Source organism: Photobacterium minamisatsumaniensis, assembly GCF_050336695.1.
In the GTDB taxonomy this organism is placed as follows: Bacteria; Pseudomonadota; Gammaproteobacteria; order Enterobacterales; family Vibrionaceae; genus Photobacterium; species Photobacterium minamisatsumaniensis.
Map to the genome: position 1 here is coordinate 38,110 of NZ_JAKJSI010000032.1, position 26,640 is coordinate 64,749.

General features: G+C 46.3%; 26 protein-coding genes. 13 read left to right on the forward strand and 13 right to left on the reverse strand.

The features are described 5' to 3' along the window. The first annotated feature begins 40 nt into the window (after nucleotides 1–40). Both add and L4D78_RS17515 read left to right on the forward strand, forming a co-directional pair. Nucleotides 41–1,042 (forward strand): adenosine deaminase, encoded by a 1,002-nt coding sequence (add, locus tag L4D78_RS17510; protein WP_428468137.1) that lies wholly within the window; start codon nucleotides 41–43, stop codon nucleotides 1,040–1,042. 193 nt (nucleotides 1,043–1,235) lie between these two features. Beyond that, entirely contained in the window at nucleotides 1,236–1,364 is a 129-nt protein-coding gene (locus tag L4D78_RS17515; protein ID WP_276203177.1) for a hypothetical protein, read from the forward strand. Nucleotides 1,365–1,462: 98 nt separating this feature from the next. Here L4D78_RS17515 and hemN read toward each other — a convergent pair whose 3' ends face one another. The 5 genes from hemN to L4D78_RS17540 all read right to left on the reverse strand — a co-directional run bounded on the left by hemN (nucleotide 1,463) and on the right by L4D78_RS17540 (nucleotide 6,235). Beyond that, nucleotides 1,463–2,836: an oxygen-independent coproporphyrinogen III oxidase gene (gene hemN, locus L4D78_RS17520; RefSeq protein ID WP_428468138.1), complete on the reverse strand. Its 1,374-nt coding sequence runs from the start codon at nucleotides 2,834–2,836 to the stop codon at nucleotides 1,463–1,465. Nucleotides 2,837–2,996: 160 nt separating this feature from the next. After that, the gene (locus tag L4D78_RS17525) at nucleotides 2,997–3,488 is read right to left on the reverse strand and encodes a DUF2489 domain-containing protein (RefSeq protein ID WP_428457755.1); all 492 of its coding nucleotides are present in this window, start codon (nucleotides 3,486–3,488) and stop codon (nucleotides 2,997–2,999) included. Between the two features lie 3 nt (nucleotides 3,489–3,491). Beyond that, on the reverse strand, nucleotides 3,492–4,031 hold the full coding sequence (gene yihI / locus L4D78_RS17530) for a Der GTPase-activating protein YihI (protein ID WP_428468139.1): 540 nt from the start codon (nucleotides 4,029–4,031) through the stop codon (nucleotides 3,492–3,494). Then, a complete protein-coding gene (locus tag L4D78_RS17535) occupies nucleotides 4,031–4,672 on the reverse strand; it encodes a class I SAM-dependent methyltransferase (protein ID WP_428468140.1) in 642 nt (213 codons plus the stop codon). The genes yihI and L4D78_RS17535 overlap by 1 nt, the downstream gene beginning before the upstream one ends. Before the next feature lie 945 nt (nucleotides 4,673–5,617). After that, nucleotides 5,618–6,235: a c-type cytochrome gene (locus L4D78_RS17540; protein ID WP_428468141.1), complete on the reverse strand. Its 618-nt coding sequence runs from the start codon at nucleotides 6,233–6,235 to the stop codon at nucleotides 5,618–5,620. Nucleotides 6,236–6,392: 157 nt separating this feature from the next. Between L4D78_RS17540 and yihA the strand changes: the two genes are divergently transcribed. Further along, nucleotides 6,393–7,052, forward strand: a complete 660-nt coding sequence (gene yihA / locus L4D78_RS17545; protein ID WP_428468142.1) for a ribosome biogenesis GTP-binding protein YihA/YsxC — start codon at nucleotides 6,393–6,395, stop codon at nucleotides 7,050–7,052. A gap of 718 nt (nucleotides 7,053–7,770) precedes the next feature. Here yihA and spfP read toward each other — a convergent pair. Both spfP and polA read right to left on the reverse strand, forming a co-directional pair. Next, entirely contained in the window at nucleotides 7,771–7,818 is a 48-nt protein-coding gene (spfP, locus tag L4D78_RS28345) for a small protein SpfP (protein WP_438616993.1), read from the reverse strand. A gap of 177 nt (nucleotides 7,819–7,995) precedes the next feature. After that, nucleotides 7,996–10,767, reverse strand: coding sequence for a DNA polymerase I (gene polA, locus L4D78_RS17550; RefSeq protein WP_428468143.1), 2,772 nt, complete (start codon nucleotides 10,765–10,767; stop codon nucleotides 7,996–7,998). 324 nt (nucleotides 10,768–11,091) lie between these two features. Here polA and elbB point away from each other — a divergent pair, with 324 nt between their 5' ends. Continuing rightward, nucleotides 11,092–11,742: an isoprenoid biosynthesis glyoxalase ElbB gene (gene elbB, locus L4D78_RS17555; protein ID WP_428468144.1), complete on the forward strand. Its 651-nt coding sequence runs from the start codon at nucleotides 11,092–11,094 to the stop codon at nucleotides 11,740–11,742. A gap of 226 nt (nucleotides 11,743–11,968) precedes the next feature. Here elbB and L4D78_RS17560 read toward each other — a convergent pair whose 3' ends face one another. The 4 genes from L4D78_RS17560 to recQ form a co-directional block, all read right to left on the reverse strand. Further along, nucleotides 11,969–12,421, reverse strand: coding sequence for a GNAT family N-acetyltransferase (locus L4D78_RS17560; protein ID WP_428468145.1), 453 nt, complete (start codon nucleotides 12,419–12,421; stop codon nucleotides 11,969–11,971). Between the two features lie 107 nt (nucleotides 12,422–12,528). Continuing rightward, the gene (locus L4D78_RS17565; protein ID WP_428468146.1) at nucleotides 12,529–13,224 is read right to left on the reverse strand and encodes a 7-cyano-7-deazaguanine/7-aminomethyl-7-deazaguanine transporter; all 696 of its coding nucleotides are present in this window, start codon (nucleotides 13,222–13,224) and stop codon (nucleotides 12,529–12,531) included. 109 nt (nucleotides 13,225–13,333) lie between these two features. Continuing rightward, entirely contained in the window at nucleotides 13,334–13,651 is a 318-nt protein-coding gene (locus tag L4D78_RS17570) for a DUF3630 family protein (RefSeq protein WP_428468147.1), read from the reverse strand. A 304-nt stretch (nucleotides 13,652–13,955) separates the two neighbouring features. Then, nucleotides 13,956–15,800 carry an ATP-dependent DNA helicase RecQ gene (gene recQ / locus L4D78_RS17575; RefSeq protein ID WP_428468148.1) on the reverse strand — a complete coding sequence of 615 codons (1,845 nt, stop codon included), beginning with the start codon at nucleotides 15,798–15,800 and terminating at the stop codon, nucleotides 13,956–13,958. 263 nt (nucleotides 15,801–16,063) lie between these two features. Here recQ and rarD point away from each other — a divergent pair, with 263 nt between their 5' ends. The 4 genes from rarD (at nucleotide 16,064) to ggt (ending at nucleotide 20,564) form a co-directional block, all read left to right on the forward strand. Beyond that, complete coding sequence (rarD, locus tag L4D78_RS17580; RefSeq protein WP_428468149.1) at nucleotides 16,064–16,975, forward strand: EamA family transporter RarD; 912 nt, start codon at nucleotides 16,064–16,066, stop codon at nucleotides 16,973–16,975. A gap of 127 nt (nucleotides 16,976–17,102) precedes the next feature. Then, complete coding sequence (locus L4D78_RS17585) at nucleotides 17,103–17,894, forward strand: helix-turn-helix domain-containing protein (RefSeq protein ID WP_428468150.1); 792 nt, start codon at nucleotides 17,103–17,105, stop codon at nucleotides 17,892–17,894. Between the two features lie 86 nt (nucleotides 17,895–17,980). Further along, nucleotides 17,981–18,649 carry a LysE family translocator gene (locus tag L4D78_RS17590; RefSeq protein WP_428468151.1) on the forward strand — a complete coding sequence of 223 codons (669 nt, stop codon included), beginning with the start codon at nucleotides 17,981–17,983 and terminating at the stop codon, nucleotides 18,647–18,649. A 127-nt stretch (nucleotides 18,650–18,776) separates the two neighbouring features. Further along, nucleotides 18,777–20,564 (forward strand): gamma-glutamyltransferase, encoded by a 1,788-nt coding sequence (gene ggt / locus L4D78_RS17595; RefSeq protein WP_428468152.1) that lies wholly within the window; start codon nucleotides 18,777–18,779, stop codon nucleotides 20,562–20,564. 106 nt (nucleotides 20,565–20,670) lie between these two features. Here ggt and uvrD read toward each other — a convergent pair whose 3' ends face one another. Next, nucleotides 20,671–22,842, reverse strand: a complete 2,172-nt coding sequence (gene uvrD / locus L4D78_RS17600; protein WP_428468153.1) for a DNA helicase II — start codon at nucleotides 22,840–22,842, stop codon at nucleotides 20,671–20,673. Nucleotides 22,843–23,194: 352 nt separating this feature from the next. Between uvrD and L4D78_RS17605 the strand changes: the two genes are divergently transcribed. The 5 genes from L4D78_RS17605 to L4D78_RS17625 are packed head-to-tail and all read left to right on the forward strand — an operon-like array spanning nucleotide 23,195 to nucleotide 25,841. Then, the gene (locus tag L4D78_RS17605) at nucleotides 23,195–23,461 is read left to right on the forward strand and encodes a BufA1 family periplasmic bufferin-type metallophore (RefSeq protein WP_428457771.1); all 267 of its coding nucleotides are present in this window, start codon (nucleotides 23,195–23,197) and stop codon (nucleotides 23,459–23,461) included. Between the two features lie 52 nt (nucleotides 23,462–23,513). Then, nucleotides 23,514–23,777, forward strand: coding sequence for a BufA1 family periplasmic bufferin-type metallophore (locus L4D78_RS17610; protein WP_428468154.1), 264 nt, complete (start codon nucleotides 23,514–23,516; stop codon nucleotides 23,775–23,777). Next, nucleotides 23,778–24,635: an MNIO family bufferin maturase gene (gene bufB, locus L4D78_RS17615; RefSeq protein WP_428468155.1), complete on the forward strand. Its 858-nt coding sequence runs from the start codon at nucleotides 23,778–23,780 to the stop codon at nucleotides 24,633–24,635. After that, the gene (locus L4D78_RS17620) at nucleotides 24,616–25,383 is read left to right on the forward strand and encodes an HvfC/BufC family peptide modification chaperone (RefSeq protein WP_428468156.1); all 768 of its coding nucleotides are present in this window, start codon (nucleotides 24,616–24,618) and stop codon (nucleotides 25,381–25,383) included. The genes bufB and L4D78_RS17620 overlap by 20 nt, the downstream gene beginning before the upstream one ends. Before the next feature lie 2 nt (nucleotides 25,384–25,385). Then, the gene (locus tag L4D78_RS17625) at nucleotides 25,386–25,841 is read left to right on the forward strand and encodes a DoxX family protein (RefSeq protein ID WP_428468157.1); all 456 of its coding nucleotides are present in this window, start codon (nucleotides 25,386–25,388) and stop codon (nucleotides 25,839–25,841) included. Nucleotides 25,842–25,918: 77 nt separating this feature from the next. Here L4D78_RS17625 and yigB read toward each other — a convergent pair whose 3' ends face one another. Continuing rightward, nucleotides 25,919–26,635 carry a 5-amino-6-(5-phospho-D-ribitylamino)uracil phosphatase YigB gene (gene yigB / locus L4D78_RS17630; RefSeq protein WP_428468158.1) on the reverse strand — a complete coding sequence of 239 codons (717 nt, stop codon included), beginning with the start codon at nucleotides 26,633–26,635 and terminating at the stop codon, nucleotides 25,919–25,921. Between the last annotated feature and the right edge of the window lie 5 nt (nucleotides 26,636–26,640).

Consider the following 26,640-nt stretch of genomic DNA (forward strand, 5'->3'; position numbering starts at 1 on the left):
GTATACTGGCGTACCAGTTTTTTATGGGATACCGATAACGATGATTACTAAGCAACTTCCCTTAACCGATCTTCACCGCCACCTTGACGGTAACATTCGCATTCAGACCATTCTTGAGCTTGGTCAGCAGTTTGGCATGGCCCTGCCTGCCACTGACATTGAATCACTGCGTCCTCATGTCCAGATTGTTGAAGCCGAGCCGAGCCTTGTCGCTTTTCTATCAAAGCTTGATTGGGGCGTCGCCGTACTGGGTGATCTCGATGCTTGTCGCCGCGTTGCTTATGAAAACGTCGAAGATGCGCTTAACGCACAAATCGACTACGCCGAGCTACGCTTTTCACCTTATTACATGGCGATGAAACACAACTTACCAGTTGCTGGTGTGGTTGAGGCTGTTGTCGATGGGGTACAGGCTGGTTGCCGTGATTTTGGGGTACAGGCAAACCTTATCGGTATTTTAAGCCGCACCTTCGGTATCGATGCTTGCCAGCAAGAATTGGATGGGCTGCTTAGTCAAAGAGATCATCTCGTCGCGATGGATTTGGCGGGTGATGAGCTCGGCCAGCCCGGCGAACAGTTTGTCTCTCACTTCAAGCAAGTACGCGATGCCGGATTACAAGTAACAGTCCACGCCGGTGAAGCTGCTGGCCCTGAAAGTATGTGGCAGGCTATCCGTGACTTAGGCGCAGTACGTATCGGCCACGGTGTTAAAGCAATCCATGATCCTAAGCTGATGGACTACCTAGCGGCGCATAAAATTGGTATTGAGTCATGCCTGACATCTAATATCCAAACCAGTACAGTGGCCTCATTCGACACCCATCCGGTTAAGCAATTCCTTGACCATGGCATTCTTGCTTGCCTAAACACCGATGATCCGGCAGTGGAAGGGATTGAACTACCCCACGAGTATGAGGTAGCAGCACCGAAAGCAGGCCTGAGCCAAGCGCAAATTCGTCAAGCGCAAATCAATGGCCTTGAATTAGCATTCTTGTCTGACAGTGACAAGCTAGCACTAAAAGCCAAAGTCGCTAATCGATAATCAATCACTTACCAAGCCCACAAGGCCGACTGGATATTTTTTACTCTAAAAACATTCCATTTCGGCCTTTTTTGCGTAAAATGCCGCCAACATCAGGTCTAACCTGAAAAAATTCGTAACCCGTCGATAGGCTTTGGTTATCGAAGCACACGCGACATACCGCAAAACACCAAGAACAAGTCGGAAACCCACCATGCTGGAAAGTCTCTTTTCATTCAGCGTGGCAATGCCTGCCGTCAGTGAACTTGCAGCCAATGGCCCAGGCCATTTTGCCGCAGGTATTCTGGCGCTAATTGCCGCGGTGAATATGTTCAACGGTTGATAATATCGACCATTGAATAAAAAAGCCCCCGCGACTCAGGTCGCGGGGGCTTTTTATTGAAATCAATCAATTCGTAATTATCTAAAGAGATAACGGCATTAAATCACACGAGAGAACTGCTGCTGACGGGCACGGTCACGCAAGTATTTATCAAAGCACATGCAAATGTTACGGATCAACAAACGCCCTTTTAGCTCAACATAAATGCTGTTTTCCTCAACCGTCACTAGCTCATCGTTAATGAAGGTCTGTAGCAGCTCAATGTCTTCTGCAAAATAGCTATCGAAATCGATATCAAACCGCTGTTCAATGTCTTTTTTATCGAGTTGGAAATTACAAATTAAAGCCTTAATCACTTCACGGCGAAGTAAGTCATCGCTATCAAGTGAGACGCCACGCCACAATGCTTCACGCTTTTCATCAACATTGGCATAATAGTGTTTCAGCTCTTTTTGGTTCTGCGCGTAACAATCGCCAATCATTGAAATAGCTGACACACCTAGGCCTAATAAATCGCAATCACCCTGCGTGGTATAGCCTTGGAAATTACGGTGCAATACGCCACTTCGTTGTGCAACCGCCAATTCATCGTCGGGCAGTGCAAAGTGATCCATACCAATGAACTGATAGCCCGCTCCCGTCAAGGTCGCAATGGTATCTTGCAAAATAGCCAGTTTTTCGTTTGCTTGCGGTAAATCGGCTTCATTGATTTTACGCTGGGCAGCAAATAGCTTCGGCATGTGCGCATAATTAAAAATCGACAAACGGCCTGGACGCATAGCCAACACTTGGTCTAGCGTGTCAGCAAACAACGCTTGAGTCTGTTTTGGCAGACCATAAATTAAATCCAGATTGGTCGAGCGGAAGCCCAACTCATTGGCACGCTTAGCCATCGCAAAAATGAATTCTTCATCTTGCTCGCGATTAACCAGCTTTTGTACTTCTTTATTGAAATCTTGAACACCGATACTCAGGCGGTTAAAGCCTTCGCTACGTAGGTGATCGAGCATATCCAGCTCAATTTCACGCGGATCCACTTCAATACTGATCTCTGCGTCAGCAGCAAAGTTAAACTGGCTTCGTAGCAAGTCCATCAAGCGACTAACTTGTGGTTTGGTTAAAAAGGTCGGTGTACCGCCTCCCCAATGCAATTGACTCACCTCGCGATCACCTAATAAGGTGGCACGCTGGCGGATCTCTTGTTCTAGCGCATCCAAGTACTGATCGGCTTTATGCTGATGGCGAGTAATGATTTTATTACACCCACAGTAATAACAAAGCTTGTGACAAAACGGGATATGGACATAGAGAGAAAGTTTACGCTCAGGGTATTGAGCACAAGCCATATCAAATTCCGCCGAGGTAAAGGCTTCGTGAAACTCAAGGGCGGTTGGGTATGAGGTATAGCGAGGGCCAGAATAGTTATACTTTTCTATTAGTGCCTGATCCCAAATAATCTGCTCATTTGACATGACTTATTTCCACTTTTCATATGGGGGAATTGCGAACCACCGAGTTTGCCATAACTCGATAAAGATGTAGATAAATTACGTATTAGGAATGGCCGAACTGCTAACCTGATCAGAAATTCCCTTGCCTAACATCAGTATAGGCAAGGGATTAGCATATTAATTAAGAAGCCATGGCATTTTTTTGAGCCAGGATAACTTCTAATTCCGCTTTAATCGTATCCTGCAGACGTGCTTCTGCTTTCATGCGAATAAGGTCAAGCTTCATGCGCTCTTTCTTTTCCAGCGTTTTACGTGCATCACCACGTGGCATCTCTTTTACCACTTGGTAAAGTTCATGCATGGCCGGATATTGCAGGGCAAAGTCAATGTGCTTATCGCCCTGAAGTACTTCCATCAATTTATATAAACGAATGGAAAGTTCAGACATGTCACACTGATCTTGCTTGCCTGCCTCGGCAATGATCATCACGCTTTCCATGATATTCGCATTACGCTGCCTGATCCCCTCGGCCTGCTGCTTTTCTGCTCGCGCTAAAAACGCCTTATGGCGCTGGTTTTGGCGGTGCAGTTTAAACAGTAGGTAACCAGCATAGGTCGCCAAGACAGCAATAATGCTACCGGCCAACCCTAGCCAAAGCGTCATATTCTGCAAGGGTTACTCCTTGTCGAAATCGTCAAAGCCCATGTTTTCAAACTTGTCGAGTAGATCGTCATCAGATGCTGGCTTCGAGCGTTCTTTCGCTTCGATCTCTGGCTCATCTTCTTCAAGCAGGCCGAGCTGGCTCATAAGCTGTTCAATGCGATCGAGTTTCGTATCAACTTGCTTCTGCAGACCAGAACCTAGCTTCTCACCCGCTTCAATACGGTCGAGCAAGATCATTAACTGACCATCATTCTCTAGCATTGCTAGCTCTTGCTCTGCAGTTAAGCGACGCTCTTTCTTGGTCATTGGCTTCTTAGGCTCAATAATCAAAGGCACAGGCTTTTTGCTACCATGGCGTGGATCTTTACGCTTAGCAGCAGAACGAGCGTCTTCCAATTTTACTTCAGAGTGACGGCTGCCTGATTTCAAGCCTTTACGCTTTTTATCTTTCTTACGTTTTTGAGCATCAAGATCAAGTTGTGATGTGCTCTTGTTTACTACGGCTTCTGGACCGATAGATCCAGGAGTACGGCTTCTTTTCTTACGGGTCATTACTGGGTCTTCCTCAGCAAAATTACATCATTCCCAACAAACTCGACGTCCAGGCTATCTCTACGAGCCAAATATTGGAACGTCTCGCGGCTAAAAAAGCTTACATGGGTTGGATCGTTTTTATAGTACCACTGCCCAAAGGCATCGGCGTTCGTCGCTAGCTTCGTCATCACACCTAGCCAGCCGCCAGGTTTGATTATACTCAGTAGCAGCCCCCACTCCTTTGCAGGCGTATAAAAGTGTTCAATGGCTTCTGTACAAGTGACAAAGTCATACTGCCTTGCCAATACCTCAGGGTTATTAGCAAAGTATGGATCATATACGGCCATCTGGTGACCTGCCTCTTCGAACATTACCGATAAGGTTGGGCCTGGGCCACAACCAAAATCCAGCCCTTGCAACGGCGTTGAGCCGAAATGTGCCATTAATGGCGCCGCAACGCGATTTAAAAAACGGCGGTAGCCTTCATCGGCTGGATTATTCTGATGCTGTTCATAGACCGTTTTTTCTTCTATTGGCATCAATAGTGCGTTGGGATCAGCAAAAATTAATGCGCATTCCCCACAACGGAAATATTCTCTTCGTTTATCTTGATGAAAGATTTCCGCCACTTCACAATGACATAGTGGACAATGATACATAGTATTTCGACCCCTGAATCAAGCCAAATAGCAGACTCGGCCTTAATGAAGCCGGGTATAATAGCAGATTTGCTGGAGAAGTGTGCACTTTCGCAGCAGTCGCTGTAAAAGGAAAGTGCCGCGTTCAATATAAAGATTATGGGAATTTAGATGCTGGATATAAGAAAAAAGCGACAAGTAAAAACTTGTCGCTCTATGGGTTGCCATTGCTGGCATAAACCTGTCTAGTCTGTCCTTAACCAGTTGTAACGTCCTGGGCTGACAATATCCTTTTGTTATTTTTGCTTTCCGTGCCAACTTGTTGTTCTTCATCGTCCTGATGAATTATTTCCGTCCGTGAACGTGTCCTTGTTAACTCGACAATCCCATGCCGGCAATCCATTCGCATGTTACTAACCAGTAACGAGTTCACCATCCATGTGAGCACACTATCCTTAGTCTGCAATTCCATCTTTTCCGTAAGTGCCGCCCTGGCAATCCTTACGCACCTTGCGAGCATCCTGACACCCTGTCAGACATCCTGTGATCCTTTAAACGTCCTGCTTAGCCATCCTAGCGCTATCCATTCCTGTGCCGCACTCCGTGTCGACAACGCATACTTTACGCGGTTATTAGGTTGATACAATTAGGTGAAAACAGATAAATAAGTGAAAGTTCCTTTCACTGCGGGTAAGTAACTGTTCTAACAACAAGTAAAAAACTATCCCCTAATACCTTTCATCATCAACGACCATTATCTATAGCTGATCTCGCACAGCCCCTTTAGTGATTGACGAATACAATAGTAGAAACTGTCATTTACTTTCAGGTTAGCGAGAACACATTGCTATAAGGAGGGAAAATCGCAGATAAGGCGATAGAATCGTTGAGGCCTTATGCTCAACAATAAAAAAGGCAGCCGAAGCTACCTTTCTGTCACTAATGACTGGAAGTCAGACTGTAAGATCAGTGCAAACCGCCTACATACTGAGACAGTGCGTTAATTTCATCATCAGACAATTTTGCGGCAACCGCACGCATCATTGAATTCATATCGTTGGTACGTTGGCCGTCGCGGAATTTTTCAAGTTGCAATTGAATATATTCAGCATTCTGCCCAGAAATCTTCGGGAAACCAGACAAGCTTGTACCGTTACCGCGCGGGCCGTGACATGCTGTACACGCAGTTACACCACGCTCGGCATCACCAAAGCGGTATAATGTTTGGGCAACCTCGATTGAGGATTCTGCTGTGGTGTTTTCTGATACCGGCAATGACGCATAGTAAGCAGCTAAGTCTGCCATATCTTGCTCGGTTAATGGCATCGACATACCGCCCATGACTGGATCATTACGTCCTTGAGCGCCACCAGTACTCATGGCGAGCTTAAAGTCTTTAAGCTGTTTCTCAAGATACCCTGGGTGCTGACCAGCAATTTTAGGGTATTGCGCCATTATGCTATTACCATCTGCACCATGGCAGGCGGCACATGTTGCGGCTTTCATCTTTCCGGCTTCTGCATCTCCCTGAGCCCAGGCTGAGCAACTGGCCAGAAGAGTCAAAATCAGTGCTAATTTCTTCATGACATTCCGTTTATAATTATAGAGCTTCCAGTACCACAAGTAATGCTCAGAAACATGGTATACAATGCGACCATTAACTAAGCATGTTTTCGTACATTTTACACAATTTCACATAAAAGTAATCAGTCGACTACATCAAGACTTGACGGAGTTAACAGTGAATCAACCTCTCAACTATAGAAACACAGGATTTATCACAAGTGCACCCGATATCCGACACTTGCCAAACGACATCGGCGTTGAGATCGCATTTGCTGGCCGCTCCAATGCAGGTAAGTCAAGTGCGCTGAATCGCATCACAGATCAGAAAGGCCTTGCTCGTACATCGAAAACACCTGGACGTACTCAACTTATTAACATGTTTGAAGTCGTCAACGGTTGTAACCTTATCGATTTACCAGGTTATGGTTTTGCTCAAGTACCCTTGGAACTGAAAATCAAGTGGCAGAAATCACTGGGTGAGTATTTGCAAAAACGCGAATGCCTTCAGGGGTTGGTGGTACTGATGGATATTCGCCACCCAATGAAAGATCTGGATCAGCAAATGGTGAGCTGGGCAGTAGAAAGCCGCCTACCTGTGCTAGTGCTACTCACCAAAGCCGATAAGCTAAAGAGTGGCGCACGCAAAAAACAACTACTTCAAATTCGTGAAATGTCACAGGGTTTTGGTGGTGATGTGCAGGTAGAAGCCTTTTCATCATTGAAAGGTATTGGTGTTGATCAGGTTCGTCGCAAACTCGATGAATGGTTTGCACCTGAACTTGAGCGACAGATGGCACTGCTTGAACAAGATGAGCAAGCCGACGAAGGCGAATAGCCCTCTTTATAAAGCAATAATGATAGGCTCCTTTATGGGGCCTTTTTTATATGTGCAATTTAATAACAGTATTCGATGGTAAAAATTCCCCATCATCAAGATGGGGCAATGGGAGAGAAATAGGAGGTTTTTATTTTTGTTCAAAAATGATTAATGATTTCGATAATCAAAGCAAGTTTTTTATACTCGATTTGCCTCATCCCACCCCAGTTAAAAACCCTAACGCAACAACTTTACAAGAATGAATTCAGGATATTACACCGCATATATAAATTTTATAGATAGTTATTTTTAGCGGTGAATTAACAAGTAAAATGATGATAATGGTCTTTGTTTTTTGGAATAAAATTACAGTTTTAAAAACACTTAGGCGAAAAAAAAGCCACCCCAATATGAGGGTGGCTATTTCATGGATGTGTTGACTAGCCGGTCTTAAACCCACTATCAAAAACAAATATGAACAAGAAGCAGTCACTATTATACCGTTCAACAACTCAAAATTAAAGTAATTACTCTAATTTTAGATTTAATTGAATGGCAGACAATCTGTACAGTTTTAACGAATGCTGTATAAGAATTTAACAATGCGTAAATAGAATAGACCGAAAAGCCCATTAAATAAGAAGTTTAATGAATAAATAGAGGGGGTATTCGCAAAAATTATTTTTTTTCTTGCCACAATAAAAAACGCCCCGGCCAAACGACCAGGGCGGCTAAATCAGCCAAATCCAATAACGTGAAACAAAAGGTCTGAAAGATAGAACATCTTACCTCTGTACCCTACGCAGATAACTGTATATCAATTGCTCAGATTTGAAAAGTGTTTTTGTAGTTTTTTTTCACAATTACGTAAGTAAGTTCTATTAGCTGTAACTCTTTTATAATTTAATTTTCATAAAAAAATAGCCAGCATTGGCCGGCTATTTAATGTTAATGCTCGTGGTTAGTGAGCTTCATCCCAGTTATCACCCATGCCAGCATCAGCAATAAGAGGTACATCAAGTTCTGCAGCAGACTCCATTAGCTGTCGAACTTCGGCAGAAACTAATTCAACCTCAGATTCTTGTACTTCGAATACAAGTTCGTCATGTACTTGCATTAATAAACGTACGCGACCTTCAGGCTGCTGCTCTACCCATTCATCCACAAGGATCATTGCACGCTTGATAATATCAGCGGCCGTACCTTGCATCGGGGCATTAATCGCAGCTCGTTCAGCTGCCTTACGACGCATACCGTTACGTGACTTGATATCAGGTAAATGCAAACGACGGCCAAATAATGTCTCAACATAACCTTGCTCGCTCGCTTGGCTACGTGTGCTTTCCATATACTCAAGCACCCCTGGGTAGCGCTCAAAATACACATTCATATAGTCTTGTGCTTCATTGCGCCCCATGTCCAACTGCTTTGCCAAACCAAAGGCACTCATACCATAGATGAGGCCAAAGTTGATGGCTTTGGCACGACGACGCTGCTCACTTGATACCGATTCAAGCGGAAGCCCCAAGATCTCAGCAGCAGTCGCAGCATGGATATCCTTGCCATCACGGAAGGCACTCAGTAAGGTTTCATCACCAGACAAGTGCGCCATGATCCGTAATTCAACCTGAGAGTAATCGACCGCTAAAATTTTATATCCGGTAGGGGCAATAAAGGCTTGGCGAATACGTCGGCCTTCTTCATTACGCACAGGAATATTCTGCAGGTTTGGATCGCTTGATGATAAACGTCCTGTGGCCGTTACCGCTTGGTGGTAAGAAGTATGTACCCGACCCGATGCTGGATTTACCATCTTGGGTAGCTTATCGGTATAGGTCGATTTTAATTTTGCTAGACTACGGTATTCCAAAATAAGTTTCGGTAATGGGTAATCTAACGCAAGCTCTTGCAAGACTTCTTCATTGGTTGACGCGGCACCCGACGGTGTTTTCTTTAGTACTGGCAGTCCCATTTTTTCAAATAAAATCGCCTGTAGCTGTTTAGGTGAGCTTAAGTTGAACTCTTGACCCGCAATATCAAACGCTTGATGCTCTAGTTCATCGAGACGTACTGCGATTTCAGCCGATTGCGCGCTAAGTTTCATGCTATCAATCAACACACCGGTGCGTTCGATACGAGAGAGAGCAGGTACCAATGGCATTTCAATCTCTTCAAATACCGATTTTAATTTAGGATCTGCCTTCACCTTTTCAAGCAGCACATTATGCAAGCGTAAAGTAATATCAGCATCTTCAGCGGCGTATGGGCCAGCTTGCTCTAAGTCGATTTGATTAAAGGTGAGTTGCTTCTTACCTTTACCCGCGATCTCTTCAAAGCTAATTGTTTTGTGTTCAAGGTAACGTAATGACAAGCTATCCATGTCATGACGACCTACCACACTATTAAATACATAAGATTCAAGCATAGTGTCAAAACGGATCCCTTTCATATCAATGTCGTAACGCGCTAGGATACTGGCATCAAACTTCAGGTTTTGGCCCACTTTATCTTGAGCTGGATCTTCCAATAGCGGTTTCAACTTCGCTAACACCCAATCACGCTCCAATTGCACAGGCGCATCAAGGTAATCATGCGCAACGGGTACATATGCCGCTTTACCTTCTTCAACAGCAAACGATACACCCACTAAGTTAGCAGTCATATAGTCCAAACCGTCGGTTTCAGTATCAAATGCAACAACGTCTGCCGAATGCAATGTCGCCAGCCATGCTTCAAAGTCTTCTTCAGTCAATACTGTTTCATAACCACTGCGGTCAATAACCGGCGCGACCACTTTCGGCGCTTGTGAAGCGGATGCCGATGTCTCATCTGCAACGATTTTGCCATCACTGCCGTCCAGCATCTCAGATAACCAGCGACGGAATTGCAACTTACCGAACAGCTTGGTTAGCTCATCGGTATCAGGAGTTTGCTTCACTAACTGATCAGGAGTGACATCTAATTCAACATCTAGCTTAATAGTCGCAAGTTCATACGATAGATAAGCCGATTCTTTATTATCAAGCAACTTCTTAGGCATCGTTTTTGAGCCACGGAAGCCAAGCGCTGGAATATTATCAAGGCTGTCATACAATGCATCCAGTCCACCAATCCCGGTTAATAGCGCTTTGGCTGTTTTCTCTCCGACCCCAGGCACGCCCGGAATGTTATCCACTTTATCGCCCATCAAGGCAAGGTAGTCGATGATCAGCTCAGGGCCAATACCAAACTTATCCACAACACCAGCAGGATCCATCACAACATCAGTCATGGTGTTGATCAAGGTGACATTACGATCAACCAGCTGGGCCATGTCTTTATCACCCGTACTGATCAATACCGGCATATCGGCTTGCGATGCTTGGGTTGCTAACGTACCAATAACATCATCCGCTTCCACCCCAGAAATAGAGATCAACGGCAGCCCCATCGCTTTGATCACCGCGTGTAGTGGTTCAATTTGGCTTCGAAGATCATCAGGCATCGGCGGGCGGTTGGCTTTGTATTCCGGATACATGTCATCACGGAATGTTTTACCTTTTGCATCAAAGATCACCGCAATATGTTCCGTCGAAAACTGACGTAACAGGCTACGAAGCATATTTACAACGCCATACACCGCACCTGTTGGCTCACCATCAGAATTAGTGAAGTTAGGCGCTGCATGATAGGCGCGATAAAGATAAGATGATCCATCAATCAAGATGAGTGGATTTTCAGGGATAGTTGCCATAAAGATATTCTTATATCCGAGGGATGAAAGAGTTAGTCCACTAGGATGCCATGACTGCTATCAACTGTTAACTGCTGTTTTACTGCCACCCCCCTTTACCTGTGGATAAGTTTGTTAGTACTTAAATTGAAAGCATTGATCAATTTTTGAGATTTGCACCAAAAAACAAAATAAATACATTAAAAACAAATAGATAATAACAAAGATCAATAACTTCCCGCGATCCTACAATGATCATTAATTGTGGAAAAAGTTAACAGACCGATCTGAAATAAGATTAACTGAGAGTAAAAATAGACAATTTCGACGATAAAGGAAGCCATTATGAAGAAAATTGCGGTTATTTTAAGCGGGTCAGGCGTATTTGACGGCTCAGAAATCCATGAAGCGGTACTTGCCCTTCATGCCATCGAACAAGAAGGGGCTAGCTGGCATTGTTTTGCGCCTAACATTGATCAACACCACGTTATTAACCACCTTACAGGTGAAACAATGGACGAGTCTCGTAACGTGTTGATCGAAGCTGCACGTATTGCTCGTGGCAATATTGATGATGTCGCGAACCTCGACACAGCAGACTACGATGCACTGCTTTTGCCTGGTGGATTTGGGGCCGCCAAAAATTTATCGGATTTTGCCTTCACCGGCAGCAAATGTGCTGTACACCCTGAGGTTAAGCGGGTTTGCCAAAAATTTGCTGATGAAGATAAGCCTGCTGCCTATCTATGCATAGCACCAACACTGATCCCACAGATCTATGGCTCTGGCGCAAAAGCCACGATAGGAAACGATCCAGACACCGCAAAAGCATTCAATGACATGGGGGGAGAGCATATTGAGTGCCCGGTCAATGATTTCGTACTCGACCAAAAACGCCGTCTATTGACCACACCAGCCTATATGTTGGCTGGCAGTATTTCGGAGGCAGCAAGCGGGATAAATAAATTGGTAAAAGAATTAGTGAAAATCGCTTAGTGCAGATAAAGAAAAAGCGGCGCTACTTACCTTATTAAAGTGGGAAGTAGCAGCCGCTCAGCAGAAGTAGTTACACTTTTCAGCCCTACACCGAAAGCGGAACCCTAGCTGAAGTACACTGGAAGCAATGTGAGCAATGTCGTGCCTTCAAACGAGAAAAGCTTTGGCTCTCTTTCTCGCTGAGTGCAGGTTAATAATAACCATTCTCATTTGAGATGCAAGCTCTTTATTGCGAATAGTTGTCATTTGTCGTTAGCTGCTTCACAAAATGCAAACGGTAGTCATCGATACCGTCTTTCTTTTCCATATGCTCAATCTGATAGCCATTACGTAATAGCAGACGAAGCATGGCTGAAAAGCGATTGCGTGATTTTACCCTTAGCTCTTGATAACCCTGAGTGACAGCCCAGCGTTCCTGAGCTTCAAGCAGTACCTGCGCAACACCGCGACGACGACCAGCCGGTGCCACGCCACCGAGCCAACTGTAGAAGCAAGTGCTAGACAAGCGATAACCAATTTTGACACCAAGACACTCGCCATCTTGCTCAGCCACCAAAATACTGGCTGACTTACCCGCCGTTCTAGCCACGATAGCGGCATAATCTGCAGGGTAGGCAAATTCACGAATTTTAGCTAACACTTCAACAGCCTCTTCGATTGAAGCCTCACGCACTTTCATGTTTGCTTCCTCTTAATCTCGACATAAATCAATAAAGCTCTACGGGTTTAAATACAAAAAGCCGACTTATCGCCGGCCTTTGTTTATTCATTATTATACAACTGGCATTAGGTTCTCACGCCATCATTCTCAGTTTTGATGCCACCCACAGAAGGCTCACGTACATCTGTCAGTCTACGGGTTAAATGGTTCAGCAACACACCGTACATTGGCACAAATAAGCCAAGGCTGATCAGCAACTTAAATCCATAATCGACCAAGGCAATTTCTACCCAGTTTTCAGCCATAAACGGATCGGGGCTGTTATAGAATGCAATCGCAAAAAATGCCAGTGTATCTAAAGCATTACCAAACAAAGTGGAGCAACTTGGTGCAACCCACCAGCGTTTGTTTTGGCGTAACCGATTAAACACCGACACGTCCATTATTTGGCCCAATAGATAAGCCATAAAGCTCGCAGCAGCAATCCTAGCAACAAATACATTAAACTCAGCTAGCTGCGATACACCCTGAAATTCACCTTGGAAGAACAGTACCGATAGTATGTAAGATATCGCGAGCGATGGAGCCATCACGTGCAGAATGATCTTGCGTGCCATGGCCGCACCAAAGATACGCACAGTAAGATCTGTAGCCAAAAAGATAAACGGGAAGGTAAATGCCCCCCACGTTGTATGCATACCAAAGATAGTAAACGGCAACTGCACCAGGTAATTACTGGAAGCAATAATCACCAAATGGAATACCACAAGAAAAGATAGGGCTTTGCGCTGCTGCGCTAAAGTAAATTGAGAAGTCGTCATTGTCTGACCTTTTTGTCATTGGGGGAGAGGGAACCCAAAACACTGCTACTCGCTCTCACGCCAGCAGCAGCAACCGAAGGCGGGATTATACAGAAACCAGCCTATTTTCCTAGCGTATAACTGCAGGCTTTCCTAACAGCTGTGCAAGATAACTGAGCGTCTCTCCAGCTTCACTGTCCAAGCCTTCAAGCCATAACTGACCAGAATAGTGCTCGCCTTTTAACATCATTCGACAGCCTTCAAAGTCAACCAACCAAACATGGAGGTCGGCATTTAACTCTTTTTCCCGCACCGTGATATCAAGTTGCTTTAGCAGTTGCTCGGCAATATCGGAAAAACTATCAAAATCAAACGTAGGTCCAGTGATTTCAAGCAGGCGGTGTTCTAAATCGAGTTGTCGGCAGAAGAATAAATTGGGGCTAGACATGAAGGGATTCCTTTTTCAAATAAGTAGGATGGCGACTTTCCTGTAACCAAGTGTTGCTATGCGTATCAAGCAATAAAGAGCCTATGGTCATGGCTGCCAGTTCGTGGTTTTATGACCCTGTTGTCTGTTAGGGGCGTAGCCTCTTGCAAAGACAGGCAACAGGTGAATTTAACATTCTCACCAAATACGCAAGCTGTTTTTTAGCGAGCAGAACATACCAGTATGTCTCTAAGCCGCTTTTAATACCGGACTCGGATAGTCCGGTTTTTTTTATCCCGCAGCTTTCGACTGCGTGTTTACTCAGCTAGTACAGTGCTTCATCACCAGCCGTTAGATGATCTTGTATCACCCCCATAAAGACATCACCGAACTTCTCTAGCTTACGATGACCCACTCCGTTTATAGCCAGCATTTCTCCCGCAGAAGTTGGTAGTGACTCCGCCATTTCCATTAAACTCGCATCATTAAATACGACGTAAGGTGGCAAGTCTTCTTCATCAGCAATGGCTTTACGTAGCTTACGTAATTTAGCAAACAACTTCTTATCATACTGGCGGTTTGCCAGTTTATCGTTTTTAGCACTTCGAGCGGTTATATCTAACCGAGGAACGGCGAGCTCTAAACGTTGCTCACCGCGTAAGATCGCTCTCGCTTTTTCCGTCAGCTGCAAGGTAGAGCTACGCACGATACTTTGCGTTAAAAAGCCGCGATGAATAAGCTGGCGTAAAATACTCACCCAAAACTCATGGCTGTGTTCGCGACCAATGCCATATGTCGTCAACTGATCATGCCCATATTCACGCACGCGCTGATTTTGCATCCCGCGTAGTACTTCAACCACATGGTTAATACCAAAATTTTGGTTCACTCGATAAACACACGATAACGCTTTTTGCGACACTTCTAATGCCTCAAAACGCTTCGGTGGATCGAGGCAGATATCACAGTTACCGCATGGCTCATCGCGGTGCTCACCAAAATAATTCAGGAGTACCTGACGGCGACACGTCTGTGCTTCAGCAAAGGCCCCCATCGCATTCAGCTTATGGCTTTCTATCTGCTTCTGCGCACCCTCTTCTTTTTCATCAAGGCAACGCCTTAGCCATGCTAGATCTGATGGGTCATAAAGCATCACGGCTTCAGCGGGTAAACCATCACGCCCGGCTCGCCCCGTTTCCTGATAGTAAGATTCAATGTTGCGCGGAATGTCATAGTGCACAACAAAACGCACATTGGGTTTGTTGATCCCCATTCCAAAGGCGACCGTGGCCACCACGATATGAATATCATCGCGCTGAAAGCCTTCTTGCACTCGCGCTCTTTCATCATGCTCAAGGCCTGCATGGTAAGCCGCAGCGCGGATCCCGCTTTTACAAAGGCTTTCCGTTATTTGCTCAACCCGCTTACGGCTATTGCAATACACGATACCGCACTGTCCATGCATCGCTGACAAATAGCGGTTTAGCTGCGCCATCGGTTTATACTTTTCTTGCAAGGTATAGCGAATATTGGGCCGATCAAAGCTGCCTAGGTGCTCGTAATGATCAACCAACGCCAACCGGCTGATAATATCGTGTCGAGTGGTTTCATCAGCCGTTGCGGTTAATGCCATCACCGGTAAATTAGGGAAATGCTGCTTAAGCGAACCTAGAGCCGCATATTCAGGCCGAAAGTCATGACCCCACTGTGAAATACAGTGAGCTTCATCGACGGCCAGCAAACTCAGTGGCATCGATAATAGGCGATCCATAAAATCACGCCCCATGACACGCTCTGGCGACACATAGACGAGCTTGATCTGCCCTTGCTCCATCGCCTGAAACGTGGCGAGTACTTCATCCCGTGACATGGTCGAATTAATGCAGCCAGCAGCAACGCCATTTGCCAATAATTGATCAACCTGATCTTTCATGAGGGAAATCAGCGGCGAGACCACCAGGGTTAAACCATCACGTAGCAAAGCGGGGATCTGATAGCACAGCGACTTGCCTCCCCCTGTCGGCATTATCACCAAGCAGTCTTGCCCTTCAGCTACGGCGTCGATAACTGACTGCTGTCCGAGTCTAAAGGTCTGATAACCAAACACATCCTGCAATACCTGTTCGCTGGCGATTGGGCTTTCTAACTGGCATGCATCACTGGTTGGCATAATTCAACTCTTTGGCTAGATGTATTTCCCCCTAAGCAATCAAAGGACGAAAGCATGGGAATCCATAAGGCTGGCTATTCTATAACAATCAGATCACCAATGGGAACGCTGCGGTCGTCGAAGGCCAGCGGTTGCAGGCTCTAAATGATGAGTAAAAAGACAATAGTATTGGGATCGAACACGATTTATACTGCCCCTGCATAGTGAGCAGGTTCACGGCTTCACTTCATTCTCCCCCATCTTGCATAACAGCTTAGGTACCAATGGACGAACAAAGCAAACAAACCCAACGCGGCGTGATTCTCGCGTTGGCTGCATATACTTTGTGGGGTATTGCCCCTATTTATTTCAAATCACTTCAACATGTTAGTGCTTTTGAAATTTTGAGTAACCGCGTGATATGGTCATTCTTTTTCCTGACTATCATGATTATGGTCAGTAAAAAATGGGGCAATGTTAGGGCAATACTAAACAAACCCAAACTGCTGCTTATGCTAACAGTCACTTCGCTTTTAGTCGGTACTAACTGGCTGATTTTTATTTGGGCAGTCAACAATAACTATATGCTTGATGCCAGTTTAGGCTATTACATCAACCCTTTATTTAATGTTGTCCTTGGGATGCTGTTTCTCGGCGAAAGGTTACGTCCATTGCAGTGGGTTGCGGTCGCATTAGCTGGTTGCGGTGTCGCGGTGCAATTAATCCAGTTTGGTTCGTTACCCATTATCGCACTCGCATTAGCCTCCAGTTTTGGTCTTTATGGCCTACTCCGCAAGAAGATCAATCTGGATGCTGGCACCGGTCTCTTTATGGAAACCTGTATTTTGCTGCCAGTGGCCGCTATTTATGTGTTGTTTATCGCAGACAGTCCAACCGCCAATTGGGCGACAAACCCAATGTCGACTAACCTCTTGCTAATCGCGGCAGGGATCGTCACAACTGTACCACTACTTTGCTTTACAGGTGCGGCGACCAAGCTTCGGTTATCCACTCTTGGTTTCTTCCAATACATTGGCCCAAGCCTGATGTTTTTGCTTGCGGTTACCATTTATGATGAAAGCTTTACCTCTGATAAAGGCTATACCTTTGCATTTATTTGGGCGGCACTGGTACTGTTTAGTCTTGATGGCTTCAAAGGCCACCGTAAAAATAAGCGTGAAGCTCGCGTAAGCTAGCTCCGAACATTGGAGCGGCCTGTCATTTTTTTACAAGTCGCTCCTTATCCGTTATGTTCTACTCATCATCTCGCTTCAATTTACCCGTGCTCAGCACCATCGGCACCTGTCTATCCCGGGGATCAGGATGAATACAATCAGCCATCGTAAATCCGGCATCGATGACATCAACCTAATTGACGCCCATTACCAAAGCTTTAACTTCAAACGCCACTACCATCTCGATTACCATCTGGGGTTAATAACCTCAGGGCAACAACAATATTATTTCAATGGTGCAAGCCACCATGCGGGCGCAGGCCAGCTTGTGATCATGCCTCCCGGTGAAATTCACGATGGTCAGCCCGAGCGGCAGGGCTATACCGTAAAAGTCTTCAGCATAACGCCAGCTTGGCTCGACCATCAGGCCGAAGAGCTTTCACTAAACAGCCAAGTCTTTTTCCCTCAGCATAATGTGACTGACAAGCCGCTGTTTACTCAGCTCAGCCAGTTACATACATTACTGAGCGATCCTCTCTATCCCCAACTTGCCAAAGACTGCATGCCGATCGAGTACTTTTCTCAACTCATCGGCCGTTACAGCCAGATCCGCCCGCAGCAAGTTGTTGCTCTTGGCAATAAAGATCTCGGCCAGCTTCGCGACTATCTTATGGCAAACCTCGACCAAAAAATTAATCTCGACCACTTAGCTGCCCTATGTGATCTCAGCCCATCTCAACTGTTACGCCAGTTTAAAAAGGCAACAGGGATGACCCCCTATGCTTGGCTGGCAAGGCTTCGACTTGAGCAGGCTATGGCCTTGTTAAAATCAGGGTGTACTGGCACCGATGTTGCCTATCATGTCGGCTTTTACGATCAGGCACATTTTACTCGGGCATTTCAACAAGCATTCGGCGTGGTGCCGTCAGAAATAAAATAACCCGCCGACTATTAATTTTTTACAAGCATCCCCACCTCAACTCAGGCATCCTAGCCCGTTATTCCCCCAGTAAAAAAAGTAGAACCATGAACGAAATCACTCCCCTTCTGACATTACTGACCGTCCATGTCATTGCCCTAATGAGTCCAGGGCCTGATTTTGCCCTCGTGGTACAAAATGCCGGTCGCTATGGACGCAAGACAGGAATGATGATTGCCCTTGGCTTATCGCTCGGGATCTTATTGCATTCGATTCTCAGCCTGACCGGCGCCAGTCTGTTGATCCAACAGCAGCCAGTACTGTTTTCTATCTTGCAAGCCGCAGGTGGCTGCTACCTGTTATGGCTCGGTATTGGTGCCCTAAAAGGTACATGGCAACATTGGCAACAACGCTGCCATCCCCAACAGCCTCACGTAGCTGACAGTGAACCAGCCAAGCACGTAATCGCTAGCCGCAAGCAAGCATTGCTCAAAGGGTTTACCACCAATATTTTGAATCCTAAGGCCTTTGTCTTTTTCATTAGCTTGCTCTCAACACTTGTGCCTGCAGGCATGTCGATAAGCGGAAAAGCCTCGGCTATCGGGCTACTTTGGCTATCATCTTTCTTGTGGTTTGCCATTCTGGCTTGGCTGTTAACCGGTGAACGCTTGCAACAAAAACTGCAACGTTGGACACCCGCGATAGACGCAACCTGCGGCCTGCTCTTCGCCACCATTGGTAGCCTAATTTTGGGTAACCTTGTACTGCATGGCTAAAGCTAAAAGTCACTATTATCAAAGCGAGAGTTGACTCAGAGCACAAAAAACACCCAATAATTAGACACAATTTCATTCCACTCTTAGGCTAGTGATCACCCAACATTAGGTATCCCAAGGACAACACATGGAATGGAATCATATTGGCCGGAACACCGTTCTGGCCTGCTCCCTATTTGCTTTTCCTGCCATTGCCGAACTTTCACAACTAGACTCACAGTCAGAATCACAACAAGCGGCAGATCAACTCGCGCCAGAGGCCGCAACTGGACTCAACCAGCAGGAACTTGTCACAGGTAAAGAGTGGATGGTGGCATCTGCCAACCCCTATGCCAGTGAAGCTGGTGCAGAAATTCTCCGCCAAGGTGGTAACGCCATTGATGCCATGGTGGCAGTACAGCTTGTCCTCGGGTTAACCGAACCCCAATCATCAGGCATTGGCGGTGGGGCATTTTTAGTTTACTGGGACAATAAAAAGAAGGCGCTTACGACATTTGATGGTCGAGAAACGGCTCCGCTTGCTGTCACTCCCTTACTGTTTCAAGACAAAAAAGGCGAACCGCTACAGTTTTTTGATGCCGTTGTTGGCGGCCGATCGGTTGGCACTCCGGGTACGGTTCGATTGATGTGGCATACCCATCAACGTCACGGCAAACTCGCTTGGCGTAAGTTATTCGAACCCGCCATCGCGCTTGCCAAGGAGGGGTTCACCGTGAGTCCGCGCTTAGCAGAATTAGTTAAGCAGGATCAAGAGCACCTCCAGCGTTTTAGCGCAACGCGCAGCTACTTCTTCAATGCTGATGGCGCTCCTATTCAAGCAGGCCAACAGCTTAAAAACCCTGAGTATGCCGATACACTGAGCCGGATCGCCGAGCGAGGTGCCAGTGCGTTTTATACTGGTGACATAGCCAAAGACATCGTTAATACCGTAAGAAAAGCACCTGATAACCCCGGGGTATTGAGTGCGATGGATCTCGCCATCTACCAAGTCAAAGAACGGCCTGCGGTATGTGCGCCTTATCGGAAGTATGAGGTATGCGGCATGGGGCCACCAAGCTCTGGCGCCCTCACCCTCGGGCAAATTATGGGCATGCTCAACCATTATCCACTTGCTGAAATGGGACCAAATAACCCAGATAGCTGGCGTTTACTGGGCGATGCATCGCGCCTTGCGTTTGCTGATCGTGGCCACTATATGGCAGATAGCGATTATGTCCCGATGCCAACAGAGGGCTTGCTGGCTAGCGATTATATAGAGCAACGGGCAACACTGTTAAATACCGACAAAGCACTCACCAAGGTTTCTGCAGGCCAACCCGTTTGGCAACATGCAATGCGCTTCGCTATGGATGAATCGATAGAGCTCCCTTCCACCAGCCACTTTTCGATTGTTGATAGAGATCGCAACGTTATCTCAATCACCACCACTATCGAAAATGGCTTTGGTTCTCGTTTAATGGTACGTGGCTTTTTACTCAACAATGAACTAACGGACTTCTCTTTTCGCAGCCACAATAACGGCCTGCCTATTGCCAACCGTATTGAACCAGGCAAACGCCCGCGCTCGTCGATGGCACCGACTATCGTAATGAAAGAGAATAAACCCTACCTAGCAATTGGCTCACCCGGCGGCAGCCAGATCATTGGCTATGTCGCCAAAACGCTGGTTGGCTACCTTGACTGGAACTTGGACTTACAACAAGCGATCAACCTGCCTAATATGAATAATCGCTTTGGCAGCTTTGAGCTCGAACAAGGTACAGCCGCCGAAGAATGGGCGCCGAAACTGGAAGCGCTAGGCTTCAACACCCAGATCAAACCGCTGAACTCTGGAGTGCAGGCGATCAGCATGGATGGAAAATCATTGAAAGGTGCTGCCGATCCCCGTCGGGAAGGAAAAGTAATAGCCCACTAACACCACGTGATAAGCCTTAAGGAGCAAAAGATACCAATAAAAAAACAAGCCTGTGAGCAAAATTGCTCACAGGCTTGTTATTTTTCATTGGTTCATTGTACCGCGGTTACATCGGATCAAGCTTGGCGTATTGTGTCACCAGCCACTTAATACCCTCACCATTGAACGCAACCTGTACCCGGCTTTGTGCACCACTGCCTTCAAAGTTAATGATGGTCCCCTCACCAAATTTCGGATGTTGGACACGTTGACCCAAGCTAAATCCGGTCTGATTGAAGTTGTCATTCACCTGTGTTTGGCTAAAACGGCCACTGCTGGCAGGGCGAGATACTTTCGCCTTCATCCGCACTTCTTCAACATGCTGCTCTGGGATTTCACGAATAAAGCGTGATGGTTTATGGAAGTTATCTTTACCGTATAGACGGCGCATCTCGGCGTAAGAGATGTACAGCTTCTGCATCGCACGGGTCATCCCCACGTAACACAGACGGCGCTCTTCTTCCAAACGACCGACTTCTTCGGTAGTACGTGAGCTTGGGAACATCCCTTCTTCAACCCCGACCATAAACACCATAGGGAATTCCAAACCTTTGGCACTGTGCATCGTCATTAGCTGCACAGCATCCTGAAATTCATCGGCCTGACCTTCACCGGCTTCCAGTGCCGCATGCGACAAGAACGCCGATAGCGGGCTCATTTCTTCCGCTTCTTCCGGCACTTCGAACTGGCGAGTTGCAGTCACCAATTCTTCCAAGTTCTCGACTCGGGCTTGCGCTTTCTCGCCTTTTTCCTGCTCATACATACTGCGCAGGCCAGAGTTGCGGATCACCTCATCGGTTTGCTGATATAACGGCAAGTCGCGGGTGTCATCCTCAAGCGCATTAATCAGTTCAATGAAACGACGCAGTGAGTTCGCAGCACGACCAGCGAGGACTTGCTCTTCCAACAAAGCGATACTGGCTTGCCACATCGTGGCACCACGATCACGGGCAGCCATGCGAATGGTGTCTAGCGTACGATCACCCATGCCTCGTGTTGGCGTATTTACCACTCGCTCAAACGAAGCATCATCGTTACGGTTAGCAATCAAACGCATGTAAGACAACGAGTCTCTAATTTCCTGACGTTCGAAGAAGCGCATTCCACCGTAGATACGATATGGCATTCCCTCTTGAATTAACGCCTCTTCCAAAACACGTGATTGGGCATTGCTGCGATACAGCATCGCTGCATCACTTAACGCCCCACCTTTTTCTCGCCATTCTTTAATTTTACCAACAACAAAACGCGCTTCATCCAATTCATTAAACGCTGAATAAATTGAAATCAACTCACCTTCTGCGCCATCAGTCCAGAGGTTCTTACCCATGCGTTCATTATTGTTGGCGATCAGTTCATTGGCTGCTTTCAGGATATTGCCAGTCGAACGATAGTTCTGCTCAAGGAAAATGGATGAAGCGTCTTTAAAGTCATTAAGGAAACGTTGAATATTCTCAACCTTTGCCCCACGCCAACCGTAAATAGATTGGTCATCATCGCCTACGATCATGACGTTACAGTCTGGCCCCGCCATCATACGTAACCAAGCAAACTGAATGTTGTTGGTATCTTGGAATTCGTCGACCAAGATATGTTTAAAGCGCGCTTGATAGTGCTCCCGAATATGCTGGCTACTTTTTAATAACTCGAAAGCACGAAGGAGTAATTCAGCAAAATCGACCAAGCCAGCACGATCACACGCTTCTTGATATGCGGTATAAAGACGTAGCCAAGTTTGCTCAACAGGATCATTAAAGGTGTCTATGTGCTGCGGGCGCAAACCTTCATCTTTCTTACCGTTGATATACCAAACAGCTTGACGTGCAGGCCACTGCTTTTCATCAAGGTTCTGCGCTTTGATCAAGCGGCGTAATAAACGCATTTGATCATCGGAATCAAGAATATTGAAATCTTCAGGCAGTTTCGCATCGAGGTAATGGGCGCGTAGCATACGGTGACATAAGCCATGGAAGGTACCATTCCACATGCCTGCGGATGAACCGTGCATCAGTTCATTTATTCGACCACGCATTTCTGCCGCCGCTTTATTGGTAAACGTCACCGACATAATTGAATAAGGCGACGCCTGCTCAATCGTCATCAACCAAGCAATACGATGCACCAAGACACGTGTCTTGCCACTTCCAGCTCCCGCTAGAACTAGGTGATTTCCCAACGGCGCAGCCACCGCCTCTCGTTGCTTGTCATTAAGGCCATCTAACAGGAGTGAAACGTCCATCGCTATCTACTGGTTATTTATACAATGGTATCGATTATAACCACAAACTCGCGTCAGATGCGAGATGAAGCCTATATCTCGGTCGCGCTCCGCCGCTTATTCACATGGTTATCAATAGCCTGACATGTATTCATTCGGTTAATTTTTCACCATCTTAATCTATTGCCAAATAAATTTGTTCTATCATTGAAATTGCATTTGTTAATTAAAAGTAAAAAAACTTAAGAAAGTGTGAAATAAAAATCCTACTCGCCCTTTCTTATGTTTCGAGAGCACCAACAAGGTGCCAGATAGCGAAAAGGAAATGTTGCTCCTTATTTGCAACAGTCAGCGTATTAAAAGAGGAATGATCATGAATAAGACAAAAAATATCGCACTTGCTACCGCAGTAACCGGCCTACTCGCTCTTGCAGGTACTGCAGTAACCACAACGACAGCCGTTGCTGCTGACGCAAAAGAAAAATGCTATGGCGTAGCAAAAGCGGGGAAAAATGACTGTGCAACCAAAACCAGTTCATGTGCTGGTACATCCAAGGTTGATGGCCAAAAAGATGCTTTCATCATGGTTCCCAAAGGCCTATGTGATCGTCTAAACGGTAGCTCAAGCAGCTCATCTTAAGTCACTCCAATTAACCTATTAGTCAGCTCATACCCCACACAAAGGAAGTTTTATGAAAAAGTCTAACATTGCCGTTGCTACTGCTGTTTCTGGTTTACTGGCACTGGCAGGTACTGCCTTAACGACAACAACCGCTGTTGCTGCCGATGCGAAAGAGAAATGCTATGGCGTAGCAAAAGCAGGGAAAAATGACTGTGCAACCAAAACCAGTTCATGTGCTGGTACTGCAAAAGTTGATGGACAGAAAGATGCCTTCATCATGGTACCTAAAGGTTTATGCGACCGCCTAAACGGTGGTTCAGGTGAGGCTAAATAATTGAGCAGGCTTGCGCCCGATAGGATAGTTGGGGTGGGGCTTCGCTCCCCCCATATCCAACAAGTGCTGGTTGAGCAGCCTCAGGTTGGTTGGTTGGAAATTCATAGTGAAAACTATTTTTCTTCAACCTCAACCGCCCGTCAACAGCTCAGAGAGATCGCCAATCATTACCCAATTAGTTGCCATGGTATTGGTTTATCGCTGGGTTCAATTGACCCCTTAGACCCACGACACCTGATGCAGCTTAAACAGCTCATCGATGAAATACAGCCTATCGCTATCTCTGATCATCTGAGTTGGAGTTCTATCGACGGACAGTTTTTCAATGACTTGCTTCCTTTGCCTTATACCGAAGAAGCCCTCAATGTGTTTTGCCAAAAGGTCATGCAAGTGCAGGACTATCTCGGCAGGCCAATGCTGATTGAAAACCCTTCCAGCTACCTGAGCTTCAATCACTCCACTATCCCGGAGTGGGAGTTTTTACACCAAGTTCAGCAACGCACCGATTGCGGTTTACTGCTAGATTTGAACAATATTTATGTCAGCGGCTTAAATCATGGTTTTGACTGCGACAAATACATTGCCGCGCTCGACCCAAATGCCGTAAAAGAAATTCATTTAGCCGGCTTTACCATCAAGCAAGTGGATGGTGGTGAGATATGGATTGATACACACAGCCAACCGGTCAGTGAACCGGTGTGGCAGTTGTACCGCCGCTGGGTTAAACAGCATGGTGCTGTCCCAACGCTTATCGAGTGGGATCTCGATATACCTGAGCTACCCATTTTATTGGCCGAGGCCCGCAAGGCTGAGCTAATCATTGAGCAGGAGGCGCACAATGGGCAAACAATCTCCTAGCTCGCTACAGCAACTTCAGCAAGACTTTGCACAGGCATTGCACTACCAGCCAAATCAGGCTGTATCACATGTGAGTGATGGCCGCTTTCCAGCAGAGCAACTGATCCAAATTTATCGTAACAACTTCATTATCAGTTTGTCTGAAGTGTTGGAGGCTACCTATCCCTGCGTTCAGGCTGTTGTTGGTGAAGAATGTTTTAGCCAACTGGCTCGCCAGCATGTGCTCACCGTACCGCTTGGCCAAGGTGACGTAAGTGATTATGGCGATGGCTTTGCCATCACCATAGAGAGCGAGCCAGAATTACTTCAAGCGGTGCCATACTTAGCCGATTTAGCGCGTTTAGAGTGGGCTGTGGATAGCGTCAGTCAATTACCACCAGCAACGCCGAGCTTTCCTCTGGAAAAGCTTGCACGCATCACTGAAGAAAACCTACCAACCCTAAGATTGGTTGTCGCAAAATCAACGCTATGCCTGAACTCTGCCTATCCTGTGGCGAGTCTCTGGCAGATGATCACCAGCAATAACATCGAAGAAATTGACCTAACCCAGCCTGAGTCGGCCATTATTCAGCACCGCGCCGAGCAGGTACATGTCATCAGTACCACGACAAATGCAATATCGTTGATCCACCTTAGTCAGCAACATCAATGCTTAGCCAATGCGACAGCACCTATGTTGGCACTGCTAGGTGAGCTGATCCAACAACACGTTTTTGCCGATATCTACGGCTTGCCCGAGGGAGAATGAGCATGCTGAATTTTTTCAAACAAATAGACAATATCGCCCAGCGGATCACCGATCCTCTCATTCCACTGCTATTACTTTTTACCCGCCTGTGGGTGGCATGGGTCTTTTTCAAATCCGGTATGGTTAAGTATTCCAGCTGGGATAGCACCCTCTATTTATTCGAGTATGAATACCAAGTCCCCCTTATTCCTTGGCAGTTTGCCGCCTATTCAGGTACAGCCGCCGAGCTAATATTACCGGTATTCCTTGCCCTTGGTTTGTTTACCCGGCCAATGGCACTCGCACTGTTCGTGTTCAACATTATTGCGGTGGCCTCTTACCCGTTGTTGTGGGAAAAAGGCTTCTATGATCACCAGTTGTGGGGAATGATGATACTGGTGAATGTCTTCTGGGGCGCCGGTATGATTTCTCTCGACCGCCTGATCAGCAATGAGCCCAAGCAAAGCTTATTGGAGTAGCCATTAGTTAAATACATGGCACAAAAAAGGACAGCCATGGCTGTCCTTTTACAATAAGCAAACTGTCTTTTGAGCCGCTAAAACAAACGTAATAGCTGAGATAGCTGACTAATTTCGAGATCAGGTAACCATTTAGCTCGAGACTCATGGCATAGTTGACGTTGACTGTCATTAAACCAGCACGCTTGAAAACCGTTAACTTTTGCACCACCAACGTCTGTTACTAGATGATCGCCAACATGCAAGATATCTTGCGGGGCAACCTTAAGGAACGTGGCTGCTTTCGCGAATAAAATTGGTTCTGGTTTCGCAAGGCCATCGCGGCCAGCCATTAATACCGTATCAAAATATTGTCCAAGCCCAATTTTATTAATATCAACATTGCCGTTCGTGATTGCAACCAAAGGCCTTTTTTCCGCCAACAAACCTAGCACGCGGTGTGTTTCTTCCGGTACATCGACTTGGTTACGCACTTCAAGTACAACATCAACCCCCTGGCGGGCTGCGCACTCTGCTTGTATTAGCGAATAGCCAAGCTGCATCAAGCCAATTTTGATCAATTCGTAGCGCCATAACGTCACATCATGGCGCAACATTGGGTTAGCCTCTGCCAATTGCCGTTTCAGCGCCAGCCAGTGCTCACGTCCAATACCTGTCGTCGCAGGGTGATTCGCCGCAAGCCAATCATGCATCGCTTGTTCGGCACGCCGGATCACTGGCCGATTGTCATAGAGGGTATCATCAAGATCAAAAGTTAACGCTTTGGGGAGTGAAACGTTGCGATAAAACTGCATGGCAG